At 76.5% G+C, this 12398-nt stretch carries 9 protein-coding genes and 1 pseudogene; 4 read left to right on the top strand and 6 right to left on the bottom strand.

The features are described from left to right. From J5O08_RS19325 to hisC, 5 genes and pseudogenes are all read right to left on the bottom strand, one after another. Positions 1 to 551: pseudogene (locus tag J5O08_RS19325) on the bottom strand (hypothetical protein); the annotation flags it as partial. Positions 552 to 626: 75 nt separating this feature from the next. Further along, positions 627 to 1067 (bottom strand): response regulator, encoded by a 441-nt coding sequence (locus tag J5O08_RS19320; RefSeq protein ID WP_147797056.1) that lies wholly within the window; start codon positions 1065 to 1067, stop codon positions 627 to 629. Between the two features lie 2 nt (positions 1068 to 1069). Beyond that, complete coding sequence (locus J5O08_RS19315; protein ID WP_218708525.1) at positions 1070 to 2689, bottom strand: ATP-binding protein; 1620 nt, start codon at positions 2687 to 2689, stop codon at positions 1070 to 1072. After that, positions 2686 to 3921, bottom strand: coding sequence for a SpoIIE family protein phosphatase (locus tag J5O08_RS19310; RefSeq protein WP_308281732.1), 1236 nt, complete (start codon positions 3919 to 3921; stop codon positions 2686 to 2688). The genes J5O08_RS19315 and J5O08_RS19310 overlap by 4 nt, the downstream gene beginning before the upstream one ends. Before the next feature lie 114 nt (positions 3922 to 4035). Beyond that, a complete protein-coding gene (hisC, locus tag J5O08_RS19305) occupies positions 4036 to 5100 on the bottom strand; it encodes a histidinol-phosphate transaminase (protein WP_147795197.1) in 1065 nt (354 codons plus the stop codon). A 114-nt stretch (positions 5101 to 5214) separates the two neighbouring features. Between hisC and J5O08_RS19300 the strand changes: the two genes are divergently transcribed. From J5O08_RS19300 to J5O08_RS19290, 3 genes are all read left to right on the top strand, one after another. Then, positions 5215 to 5598, top strand: coding sequence for a phage holin family protein (locus tag J5O08_RS19300; RefSeq protein WP_217616144.1), 384 nt, complete (start codon positions 5215 to 5217; stop codon positions 5596 to 5598). Between the two features lie 211 nt (positions 5599 to 5809). Next, the gene (locus J5O08_RS19295) at positions 5810 to 7051 is read left to right on the top strand and encodes a hypothetical protein (RefSeq protein WP_218708523.1); all 1242 of its coding nucleotides are present in this window, start codon (positions 5810 to 5812) and stop codon (positions 7049 to 7051) included. A 108-nt stretch (positions 7052 to 7159) separates the two neighbouring features. Then, entirely contained in the window at positions 7160 to 8857 is a 1698-nt protein-coding gene (locus J5O08_RS19290) for a DUF320 domain-containing protein (protein ID WP_218708522.1), read from the top strand. 191 nt (positions 8858 to 9048) lie between these two features. Here the strand turns inward: J5O08_RS19290 and J5O08_RS19285 are convergent, their stop codons facing one another. Continuing rightward, positions 9049 to 10605, bottom strand: coding sequence for a methyl-accepting chemotaxis protein (locus J5O08_RS19285; protein WP_218708521.1), 1557 nt, complete (start codon positions 10603 to 10605; stop codon positions 9049 to 9051). A gap of 259 nt (positions 10606 to 10864) precedes the next feature. Here J5O08_RS19285 and purB point away from each other — a divergent pair, with 259 nt between their 5' ends. After that, the gene (purB, locus tag J5O08_RS19280) at positions 10865 to 12331 is read left to right on the top strand and encodes an adenylosuccinate lyase (RefSeq protein WP_218708520.1); all 1467 of its coding nucleotides are present in this window, start codon (positions 10865 to 10867) and stop codon (positions 12329 to 12331) included. Positions 12332 to 12398: the final 67 nt, after the last annotated feature.

Raw genomic sequence — 12398 nt, 5'->3', positions numbered from 1 at the left:
CCCGGCGTCGCCGGCGCAGGCGGGTACCCCGGCACCGCCGGCGCGAGCGGGTACCCGGGCACCGCGGGCGGGTACGCCGGGCCTGCGGCGCCCGGGACCAGGTGCGGCGGCGCGCCGTGCACCGCCCCGGCGCCGGGCGCCTGCTGGTAGCCGCCGGCGTACGGTCCGGCCGCCGGCGCTGCGTGCCCGGGCGGCACGCCGTACCCGCCGGCGAAGGTGGCGGGCCCGGGGACACCGGGCGACCCCGGAGCGCCGTGCGCGCCGGGGCCCGGACCGCCGCCCGAGCGCGCCCTCAGGCCCCGCACCTGCAGCTCCATCACCCGCAGCTCCAGCTGCTCGACCCGGCGCTGCACCGGCCAGGTGCGCACCACGAACAGGATCATCACCACCAGCGAGACGACCGGCAGCACCAGCGCCAGGCACCACCACCGGGAGTAGCCCGCTCGGGCCGCGACGGTCGCGTACGCCCACAGCCACAGCGCCGTGACCACCAGCGCGGCCACGAGCAGGACTTCCAGCGGCAGCTCGTCCAGGAACGCGTACGGGTCCATCCCACCGAGAGTGGCCCGCCCGGGCACCACTCACCGGCCACCTACCCCGGGGGTCGCGCCCGGGGCTCGCCCGGGTCAGCGCTGCGGCAGCCGCACGACCTCGACGAAGAACTCGTCGATCTGCCGGACGACCTCGATGAACCGCTCGAAGTCGACGGGCTTCGTCACGTAGGCGTTGGCGTGCAGCGAGTAGGAGCGCACGACGTCCTCCTCGGCCTCCGAGGTGGTGAGCACGACGACCGGGATGCTGCGGAGCGCGTCGTCGTTCTTCATCGCCTCCAGCACCTCACGGCCGTCCATGCGCGGCAGGTTGAGGTCGAGGAGCACGAGGTCCGGCGTCGGGGCGTCGGCGTGCTCGCCCTCCTTGCGCAGGAACGCCAGCGCGCTGACGCCGTCGGAGACGACCGCGAGCCGGTTCGCGACCTTGTTGTCCTCGAACGCCTCGCGCGTCATCAGGACGTCGCCCGGGTCGTCCTCGACGAGCAGGACGTCGATCACCTTGCCGTTGCGTGCCACGCTCACTCCGATCCCTCGGCCTCTCGGCCGTCCTGGTCCTGGCGGTCGTCCTGCTCGGGCTCCGCGACGGCCGGCAGCGTCCAGCGGATGCTGGTGCCCGGGCCGTCGGGCTCGCCGAGCCAGATCCGACCGCCGTGGTACTCCACGATCTTCTTGCACAGGGCGAGCCCGATGCCGGTGCCCTCGTACAGGTCCTTGGGGTGCAGCCGCTGGAAGATCACGAACACGCGCTCCGCGTACTGCGGGTCGATGCCGATCCCGTTGTCCCGGCACTCGAGCTCCCACGAGTCTCCCACCCGCCGGGCGCTGATCCGGACCACCGGCGGCCGCTCGGGGTCGCGGAACTTGATCGCGTTGCCGACGAGGTTCTGCAGCAGCTGGACGAGCAGCGGGCGCTCGCCGCGCACGACGGGCAGCTCGTCGGACGTGACGACGGCCCCGGTGTCCTCGACCAGGTTGTCCAGGTTGTCGAGCGCGGCACCGAGCGCGTCGGCCAGCGGCACGTCCGCGAGCTCGCCGCCCAGGCGGCCGACCCGGGAGAACCCGAGCAGGTCCTGGATGAGCTGCTGCATCCGCTTCGCGCCGTCGACGGCGAACGCGATGTACTGGTCCGCGCGCTCGTCCATCTGCCCGCCGTACCGCTTCTGCAGCAGCTGGGTGAACGAGGCGACCTTGCGCAGCGGCTCCTGCAGGTCGTGCGAGGCGACGTAGGCGAACTGCTCGAGGTCCCGGTTGGACCGGCGCAGCTCCTCCGCCTGGTCCGCGAGCCGGTCGTGCGCATCGGCGATCTCGGCACGCTGCGCCTCCACGGCCTGCACCTGGGCGACCAGGCCCAGCCGCATCCGCTCGACGGTGTCGGCCAGGTCGGCGATCTCGCCCGGCCCGGTGGTGCGCACGGGGTGGTGCAGGTCGCCCTCGCTGACCGCGCGCGCGTCGGCGGCGAGCGCGTCGAGCGGCTCGGCGATCCACGAGCGCAGCGTCCGCCAGAGGACCGCGCCCGCGACCGCACCCGCGATCACGAGCGCGACCAGCGAGCCGATGACGACGCGGGTCCACATCGCGAGGGACGACGCGGCCTCGTCGCGGCGCTCCCGCAGCACGTCGAGGTAGTCCTGGACCGCGGTGCGCGTCTTGTCGAACAGCGTGCGGCCGCCCTCGATCTCCTCCGCGGTCACCGCGGCGGGACCGCCCGCGGCGACGGCGGCGATCGTCGGCTGCGCGAACTCCTCGTCCCAGCGCTCCGCCGCGGCGACCGCGGCCGCCGCGGCCTCCCGGACCGGCGCGGACGCCCCGCCCTCGGCGACCGCGGCGAAGGCCCGCGTCGCGTCCTGGGCGTTCTCGTACGGCTCGAGCGTGCCGTCGAAGCCGGTGAGGGCGTAGCCGCGCACCGCGGTCTCGCCGTCGACCAGCTGCGTGTACGCGGTCTCGGCGTTCGTGATCGCCTCGAAGTACCGGTCGGTCACGAGGTCCTGGGCGTCGAGCATCCGCCACAGCGCGACGCCCGAGCCGACGAACACGAGGGCCAGCACGACGCCCGCGACCACGAGGGCGGCGCCGAGGCGGCGGCGCAGCGTCGTGCGGGGCCGCGCGGCCGGGCCGGCGGCGAGGGGGGCGGCCGTCACGCGGGGGCCCCGCCCCAGCCGAGCACGACGACCGCGGTGTCGTCGACGAGCTCGCCGCCGTGCCGGCGGCGCACCTCGCGCAGCACCTCGTCCACCGGGTCAGCCGGCGCGCCGGCCAGCACCCCGTCCACCAGCTCCAGCAGACCGGCCTTGCCGATCCGCTCGTGGGTCCCGCTGATCGTCGCCTCCAGCACGCCGTCCGTGTACATCATGAGCCGCCACCGGTCGCCCAGCTCGAGCCGGCGGGGACGCCAGGCGCCGTCCACCGGGATGCCCAGGGCGCGCCCGCGGAGCTCGCGCGGCAGCAGCTCCGACGGCCGTCCCGCGTCCGGGTCCCCGAGCAGGAAGGGCACCGGGTGGCCCGCCAGGTACAGGTCGACCGTCGAGCGGTCGGGCGCGATCTCGACCATCGACATCGTGGTGAACACCTCGTCACGGGCCCGCTCGGACTCCAGCACCCGCTCCAGCAGGGGCAGCAGCTCGGGGGTCGTCGTGCCGGCGAGCACCAGGGTGCGCCAGGCCGTGCGCAGCACCGCGCCGAGCGCGGCCTCGTCCGGGCCGTGCCCGCAGACGTCCCCGACGATCGCGAGGACCGTGCCGTCGGGGCGCTCGATCACGTCGTAGAAGTCGCCGCCGAGCACGCCGTCCCGCCCCGCGCGGTAGCCCACGCGCACCTCCAGGCGGTCGTCCCGCACGGACGGGCGCGGCAGCAGCGCGCTCTCCAGCCGCACGGTCTCCTCGGCCCGGACCATGCTGCGGTACAGCTCGCGGTCGACCGCCTGCAGACGGCGCCGCTGCACCGCGTACCGCACCGAGCGGCCGAGCAGCTCGCCGTCGACCTCGCCCTTGACCAGGTAGTCCTGCGCGCCGGCGGCGACCGCCTGCAGCCCGGTCTCGGTGTCGGTCCGCCCGGTGAGCACGACCACCGCCGGGGCGCCGGCCGACAGCAGGGTCTGCAGCGCGCCGAGGCCCACGGAGTCGGGCAGGCCCAGGTCGAGCAGGACGCAGTCGACGTCGAGGCGCGCGGTGGCCTCGTCGAGCGTCCGCGCCCGCACCAGGCGCGCGTCCAGGCCCGCGTCGGACAGGTGCTCCTCCACGAGGAGCGCGTCGCCGTCGTCGTCCTCGACCAGCAGCACCGCGATGGGGCCGCCGTCCAGGGGGTCGGCGGGGCGACCGGCGCGGCCGGGCCACGCGGGCGGCGTCACCACGCCCGGCGTCGTGCTCTCGGTCACCCCTCCACCTCTCTGCGCTCGTCGCAGCATAGGCGAGCGGGCGGCGGCCGCACGGCGGGACCCACCCGCGACGACGCCGCGTGACCTGCGGACTCGCCCGGGCGGGCGCCCCGGTCAGTGACGAAGGTCGCGCGCGACCCGCAGGACGACGTCGGTCGCCTCGGGCTCGCCGACGCTGATCCGCACGCCGTCGCCGGCGAACGGCCGCACGAGCACGCCCGCCGCCGTCGCCGCCTCGGCGAACCGCGCGGTGCCGTCGCCGAGCGCCAGCCACACGAAGTTCGCCTGGCTGTCCGGGACGTCCCAGCCGTGCTCGCGCAGGCCGGCCAGCAGCCGGGTCCGCTCCCGCACGATCCCGTCCACGCGCTCGAGGAGCTCGTCCCGCGCGCGCAGCGACGCCACGCCGGCGAGCTGGGCCAGGTGCGACACCCCGAACGGCGTCGAGGCCGCGCGGATGCCCGCGGCGAGGCGGGCGTCGGCGACCGCGTACCCGACCCGCAGCCCCGCCAGGCCGTAGGCCTTCGAGAACGTCCGCAGCAGGACGACGTTCGGGTGCGCGGCCAGCACGGCCAGCCCGTCCGGGGCCTGCGGGTCGCGCACGAACTCCACGTACGCCTCGTCGAGCACCACGAGCACGTCCCGCGGCACGGCGGCCAGGAACGCGTCGAGCTCGTCGGCGTGCACCGCGGGCCCGGTCGGGTTGTTCGGCGTGCACACCAGCACCACGCGGGTCCGCTCCGTCACCGCGGCCGCGAGCGCCGGCAGGTCCAGCCGGCCGTCCGCCCCGACCGGCACCGGGACGCCCGTCGCCCCCGCGAGGGTCACCGCGATCGGGTACGCCTCGAACGACCGCCAGGGGTGCACCACCTCGTCGCCCGCGTCGCAGAACGCCGCGAGCACGTGGCCCAGCACGGCCACGGAGCCGCAGCCCGCGACCACCTGGTCGGCCTGCACGCCCAGGTGGTCCGCGACCGCCTCGACGAGGTCGGTGGCGTACATGTCCGGGTACCGGTTCACGTCCACGGCGCCGTCCGCGATCGCCGCCACCACCGACGGCAGCGGCGGGTACGGGTTCTCGTTCGACGACAGCTTGAACGCGGCCGCGCCGACGGGGACGCGGGCGCCCGGGACGTACGGGGGGAGGCTCGCGAGGGCGGGGCGCAGGGGCACGTGCTTCACGCGGTCAGGATGCCACCGCACGGACCGGCGCCGGGACGGTCGGCCGCGGGGTGGTCGGCGGGCCGCCGCGCGATGGGGCTGCCGCGGTGGCGGGCTCGATGGCAGGATCGGCGCATGAGCTTCGTGCTGCGGGTCCTGATCAGCGGCGTCGCCCTGTGGCTGGCCGAGGTGCTGCTGCCGGGCATCTCGATCGTCGGCGCCGACAGCACGTGGGGGCGGATCGGCGTGATCCTCGCGGTCGCGCTGGTGTTCGGGATCGTCAACGCGATCGTGAAGCCGATCGTGAACATCATCTCGATCCCGCTGTACATCCTCACGCTGGGCCTGTTCACGCTGGTCGTCAACGCGCTGATGCTCATGCTCACCGCCTGGATCACCGAGCAGACCGACTGGGGCCTGCGGATCGACGACTTCGGCGACGCCTTCGTCGGCGCGCTCATCGTCTCCGTGGTGTCCTTCGCCCTGAGCGTCGCGATCCCGCGCAGCCGCGACCGCTGAGCCGCGCGGCGCGGCGCCGTCTGGCGTCGTCGCTGGTCAGCGCCGCGCGGTCACCCGGACGGGCGATATCACCCGCCCCCATCTGTTGCCTGCTCCGCCGGGCGCTCCTACCGTCGACGGGGTCAGGGCCCGCCAGAGACGGTGGGCCCGCCGGGGAGACTCAGGGGGAGTCGCCATGACAGCGCGACCGGGTGCCGCACAGCGTGCGCGCTTGCTCGCGTCGCGATGGGCCCGTCGGGGCCTGTACGCGGCGGGCGGGCTGACGCTCGCCGGTGCCGCCATGGTCGCGCTCGCCCCCGCCGCCTCCGCCGACGAGGCGCCGCCGCCCTCCTCCGGGCCCGTCTCCTCGCTGCTCGGCGGGGTGGGGGACCTGGTCGGCTCGGTCGTGCACCCAGTGACGGAGCAGGTCGTGGCGCCCGTGGTGCAGGCGGTGCTGCCGCCGGCCGCGGCGACCCCGCCGACCCCCGCACCGGCCGCTCCCCCGCACCCGGGGCCCGCCGCGCCGGCGCCCGCCGACCCCGGACCCGCCGCACCGGCGGCCCACGCCGAGCACCCCGACACCCCCGCGGCCGAGGTCGTCGCCTCGACGCCCGCGGTGACGACCCCCGCGGCCGAGGCGCCCGGGCTGGTGGGCGCCGTGACCTCCGCATTGGGCGACGAGGTCGTCGCGCCCGTCGTCGACGCCGCCTCGCCGCTGGTCGACGTCCTGGCCGGTGGCGTCGTGGCGTCGGTCGCGCAGGCGACCGAGCCGCTGGCGCCGGTCCTCGGCCCGGTGACCTCCGCCGTGGTGGCCCCGGTCGCCGAGACGGTCCTCGCCCCGGTGGTCACCGCGATCGCCCCGGCGGTCACGCCGCTCGCGCCCGCCCTCACCCCCGTGGTCGCCCCGGTGGTCACCGGCGTGCTCGACCCGGTGCTCGGCGGACTCGGGGGGACGCCGGTGGGCGACGCCCTCGCGCCGGTGGTGGGCGTCCTGCGCCCGGTGACCGACACCCTGGTGCCGCCGACCGTGACGCCCCCGACCGTCACGCCGCCGACCGCCCCCGCGGCGCCCGACGCCGCCACCACGGACCCCGCGCACCTGGCAGCCCTGCTGCCCTGGGCCGGCGCCGGCCTCCTGGTGGACGCGCCCTCCGGCGCCGGCACGACCCCGGCCGCCGTAGCGGCTCCCGCCGACGCGCTCCTCCCGGCGACCGCCGGCACCGACGACGCCGCCCGGTCCGCGTCCGCGCCCGTCGGCGGTGGCGACCGCCCGGTGCCGCCGGCGCCCAGCGCCCCGGCCCCGTCCGGCACCGGCTCCGCCGGCAGCCCGCTGCGCACCCCCGCCGGCCAGGACGTCCTGGCGGTCCTCACGACTCTCGCGCTGGTCCTGGGCGGGTCGCGGCTCCTCGCCGCCGCCCGCGACCGCGTCGAGCTCCCGCTCCGTCTCCGCGACGTCCCCGTCTTCCCCGCCTGAGTCGGGCCCCGGCGCCCGCAGCATCCGTGCCGCCGCGCCACACGGGCCCTCGCGCCGCACGCCGGCGCACCGACTCAGAAGCAGGGGAAGACCACCATGCACAGGAACATGAGGCGAGCGGTCCACACCGCTCTGCTGACCGGCGGCCTCGTCGTCGCCGGGGCCGTGTCGGCCTACGCCGCCGACGACGACGGCCTGCTGTCCGGCCTCGGCATCGAGGCACCCGTCGACGTCTCCGTGGACGTGACCGGCCTCGCCGCCGGCGTCCTCGGTGACGCGACGACGACGACCACGGCGCCCGCCGCGGCCGCACCCGCCGCGCCGGCGGCGCCCGCTCCGACGGCCTCCGTCGGCGGCGGCAGCACCGACGGGGTGGCGTCCGGCACCGCCGTGGCCGCCCCCGTGAGCGTCCCCGTGGACGTCTCGACGGTCGCCGTGGGAGTGCTCGGCGACGCGAGCGCCACCGCCCCGGCGACCACCCCGGCCGCACCCGCCGCCGCCCCGACCGCCACGGTCGAGGGCGGGGACGCCGACGGCATCGCCTCCGGCACCGGGGTCGCGGCCCCGATCAGCGTCCCGGTCGACGTCGACGGCGTCGCGCTGGGGGTGCTGGGCGACGCCACGACGTCGTCCACCGGCACCGAGGGCACCACCGACGCCCCGACCGCCGAGGTCGGCGGCGGCGACTCCGACGCCCCGCTCGCGGGCACCGGCATCGCGGCCCCGATCGACGTCCCCGTGACCGTCGGGGACGTCGCCCTCGGCCTCCTCGGCGACGCGAGCACCACCTCCACCGGCACCGGTCCGGAGGGCACCACCGGTGCGCCGACCGCCGAGGCCGGCACCGGCGACTCCGACGGCCTCGGCTCCGGCACCGCCGTCGCCGCGCCGATCAGCATCCCGATCACCCTCGGGGACATCGCGCTCAGCCTCCTCGGCGACGCCACGACGTCGTCCACCGGCACCGGCACCCAGGGCACCACCGACGCCCCGGCCGCCGAGGTCGGCGGCGGCGACTCCGACGCCCCGCTCGCGGGCACCGGCGCCGCGGCCCCGATCAACGTCCCCGTGACCGTCGGGGACATCGCGCTCGGCCTCCTCGGCGACGCGAGTACCACCTCCACCGGCACCGGTCCGGAGGGCACCCCCGGTGCGCCGACCGCCGAGGCCGGCACCGGCGACTCCGACGGCATCGCCTCCGGCACCGCCGTCGCCGCGCCGATCAGCATCCCGATCACCGTCGGCGACGTCGCGCTCGGCCTCCTCGGCGACGCGGCCACCACGTCGACCGGCACCTCGGGCACCGGGACCGACGCCCCGACCGCCGAGGTCGGCGGAGGCGACTCCGACGGCCTGCTGACCGGTATCGGCATCGCGCTGCCGATCTCCGTGCCGGTCTCGATCGGCGACGTCGCGCTCGGCGTCGTCGGCGAGGCCGCGATCGTCGAGCCGGGCACGGGCACGGGCACGGGCACCGACCCCGGTACCACCGAGCCGGGTACGACCGACCCCGGCACCACCGAGCCGGGCACCACGGACCCGGGCACGACCGACCCCGGCACCACCGGCACGGCGACCGGGACCGACGACGGCACCACCGCTGTCGCCGACGTCGCCTTCAGCTCCGAGGTCCTCGCCGCGGCCGACCTGGCCGCCGCCCTCGACCGCTCGGCCGCCACGGCGGTGACGGTGCCGGCCGCGCTGGCCCCGACGGGCGCTCCGGCCGCCCTGACGGTGCTGGCCGCGCTCGGCCTGGTGGGCCTCGGCCTGCTGCTCCGCCGGATCCCGCGGGTGGTGCTCACCTGACCGCCCGCCACTGAACCCGTCGGCCGGCGGCGGATGCGGGTCCTCCGCCGGCCGACGGACCCCGAGGTCCTCGGACCCCGCAGCTCGGGGCGGCTCTCGCTGACGCCGACCCCGGAACCGAAGGAAGGGAGTGGAACCGGCCACCGCGGCCGGCGACGGGTGCGGGCCCGTCGCCGGCCCGCGGCACGGCGTCAGGAGGCGCGGAAGGACCGCGCCATCTCGCGCTGCTCGTCGAGCACCTCACCGATCCGGGCCTGGACCTCGTCCATGCGCCGGATCGTCGTGCTGACCGACTCGATGCCCCGGGACACCGCGGCGGTGTTCGCCTGGATGTCCGCGACCTGCTGCTCGACGCGGGAGGTCGCGGTCGAGGTGCCGCCGGCGAGGTCCTTCACCTCGGTGGCGACCACCGCGAACCCGCGGCCCGCCTGCCCGGCGCGGGCGGCCTCGATCGTGGCGTTCAGCGCGAGCAGGTTGGTCTGGTCGGCGATCGAGGAGATGACCCGGATGACGTCGCCCACGGCGGAGGACGAGGCCTCGAGCGTGCGGACCTCCTCGGCCATGGCGGCGGTCTGCGCGACGGCCTCCTCAGCGACCCGGACGGCCTCGGACGCGCTCTCCGACAGCCGCGCGACGCTGCCGAGGAGCGCCTCGGACGCGGCGCGGTCCCGCTCGGCCGCCCGGAGGATGTCGACCCGCTGGGACACCAGGCGCGCGACGTTGCGCAGCGAGCCGCGCCGGCTGTCGGTGAGCTCGATCGTCTCGGTGGTGAAGAAGTCCATCGTCCCGAGGACCTCGTCGCCGACGACCACCGGGATGCACACCCCGGACCGGACGCCGGCGCGCTGGGCGGCGGGCGCCCGCACGCAGTCGGTGAGCTCGCCGAGGTCCCGGACGAACACCAGGTCCCGCGCGCGCCACGCGCGCCCGGCCAGGCCGACGCCCTCGGCGAAGCTCGCCGCGAGCGTCACCCGGCGGAACTCCTCGCCCGCGGTGCCGGACTCCACCTGGAACCGGAGCACCCGCGCCTCGGGGTCGACCGCCCAGTACGAGCCGTACTCCCAGCCGAACTCCTCGCGCACCGTGTCGAGGGCGACGCGCAGCGCCTGCTCCTCCTCGGTGCACTGCCCGACCTTGGCGACCGAGGTCGTCACCGCCTGCTGGTCGCGCGCGACCTGCGCGATCTCGTCGGCGGCGCGCCGCGCCTCGAGGGCCTGCGAGAGGGTCCGCGCGAGCACGTCGAGCACGAGCACCTGCGCGGGCCCCTCCCCCCGGCGCTCCGTAGACAGGAAGTCGAGCACCGCCACGACCTCGCCGTGGTGCCACAACGGCATCGTCATCGCCCCGCGGGCGCCGGCCCGCAGGAACGCCTCGCCGCGCGCGCAGTTGGTGTCGTGCTCCCGGAGGTCGGCGACCGGCAGCACCCCGTCGCGCTGCCACGCGAGCCCGCACAGCCCGACGCCCTTCGGCATCCGGTAGCCGGGGGTCATCTCGGTCAGCTCGCGGGACAGGTGCCCCGACTGGGCGACGAACACCAGCGCGCGCTCGCCCGGGTCGACCCGCCAGGCCGACGCGTAGTCGAACCCGAGAGCGGCGCGGATCGTCTCGACGATGTCGCCGAGCCCGCCGCAGCCCGCCGACGTCCCCAGCGCCCGGACGACGTCGTCCAGCGCCCGGAGCTCCCGCTCCGCCTCGATGCCCGGCGCCGGCTCGGCCTCCCGGCCCCGCCGTCCCCTCAGACCCGCCATGTCCGTACCCCTCGCTGCTGTGCCTGCGCGCCCCTGCGTCTGCTCCGCACGGCTCCCCTGAGTGGCCTCCGCATCGGCAGCGACGGCGGCTGCGTGAGGGTTCGGGCGAGCGCTCTCCCCGTCCGGGCGCGCGGCGTCACCCGCGCGTGCGCACCTCCGGGGCCGCGCGCGGACGCCTGACCTGCCCCGACGGGCGAGCGCGGTCCGCAGGGCGTCGGCCGCGGATCACCCGATCGCCCGTCGTGGGAGGATGCGGCCCATGCCCGCGCACGAGAGCAGCCCGTCCGCCGCGCCCGTCGCCCGCACGTCGCTCGCCGACGTCGAGCCGCCGATCGCCCTCGGCCCGCTGGACGGCCGGTACCGCCGGACCGTCGCGCCCCTGGTCGACCACCTGTCCGAGGCGGCGCTGAACCGCGAGCGGGTGCACGTCGAGGTCGAGTGGCTGATCCACCTGACCTCGCACGGCGTGGTCCCGGGCGCCCCGGCGCTCTCCGACGCGGAGCAGGCGTACCTCCGGGCGGTCGTCACGGGGTTCGGCGCCGACGACGTCGCCCGCCTGGCCGAGATCGAGCGCACCACCGTGCACGACGTGAAGGCCGTCGAGTACTTCCTCAAGGAGAAGATCGCCGCGGCCCCGTCGGTGCTCGGCGAGGGCACCGTGCTGCCGTCGGTCTCCGAGCTCGTGCACTTCTGCTGCACCAGCGAGGACATCAACAACCTGTCGTACTCGCTCATGGTCCGCGGGGCCGTGCGCGACGTGTGGCTGCCCGCCGCGGCGGGCCTCGTCGACGACCTCGCCGCCCTGGCCCGCGACCTCGCCGACGTCCCGATGCTCGCGCTCACCCACGGCCAGCCCGCGACGCCCACCACGCTCGGCAAGGAGCTCGCGGTCCTCGCGCACCGGCTGCGCCGGCAGCTCCGCCGGGTCGAGGGCGCGGAGTACCTGGGCAAGCTGAACGGCGCGACAGGCACCTACGGCGCACACGTGGTCGCGGTCCCGGGCGCCGACTGGCCGGAGGTCAGCCGCACGTTCGTCGAGCACCTGGGCCTGACCTGGAACCCGCTGACGACGCAGATCGAGTCGCACGACTGGCAGGCCGAGCTGTACGCCGACGTCGCGCGGTTCAACCGGGTGCTGCACAACCTCGCGACGGACGTGTGGTCCTACATCTCCCGGGGCGTGTTCACCCAGATCCCGGTCGCCGGTGCGACGGGGTCGTCGACGATGCCGCACAAGGTGAACCCGATCCGGTTCGAGAACGCCGAGGCGAACCTCGAGCTGTCCTGCGCCCTGCTCGACTCGCTCGGCGCGACGCTGGTCACCAGCCGGCTGCAGCGCGACCTCACCGACTCCACCACGCAGCGGAACATCGGCCCCGCGTTCGGGCACTCGCTGCTCGCCGTCGACAACGTGCGCCGCGGCCTCGCCGCGCTGTCGGTCGACCGGGACCTGCTGGCGCGCGAGCTCGACCAGAACTGGGAGGTCCTGGGCGAGCCCGTGCAGTCCGCGATGCGCGCGGCCGCGGTCGCGGGGGTCACCGGCATGGAGAACCCGTACGAGCGGCTCAAGGAGCTGACCCGCGGCCGCCGGCTCACGGCGGACGACATGCGGGAGTTCATCGCGGGCCTGGGCCTGCCGGCGGACGTCGAGACCCGCCTCCAGGCGCTGACCCCGGCCGGCTACACGGGCCTGGCGGCGGACCTCCTCCGCTACCTGGACGCCTGACCCCGCCCCGGATCTCGTCGAGATAGGGCCTCCGCGGCGAGGTAGGACCGTCCACGGTCCTACCTCG

Origin of the sequence: Cellulomonas sp. PS-H5 (assembly GCF_019265565.1) — a bacterium.
Taxonomy (GTDB): Bacteria; Actinomycetota; Actinomycetes; order Actinomycetales; family Cellulomonadaceae; genus Cellulomonas.
The sequence above is the reverse complement of the archived record's forward strand: the minus strand, read 5'-3'. Positions and strand labels throughout refer to the sequence as shown.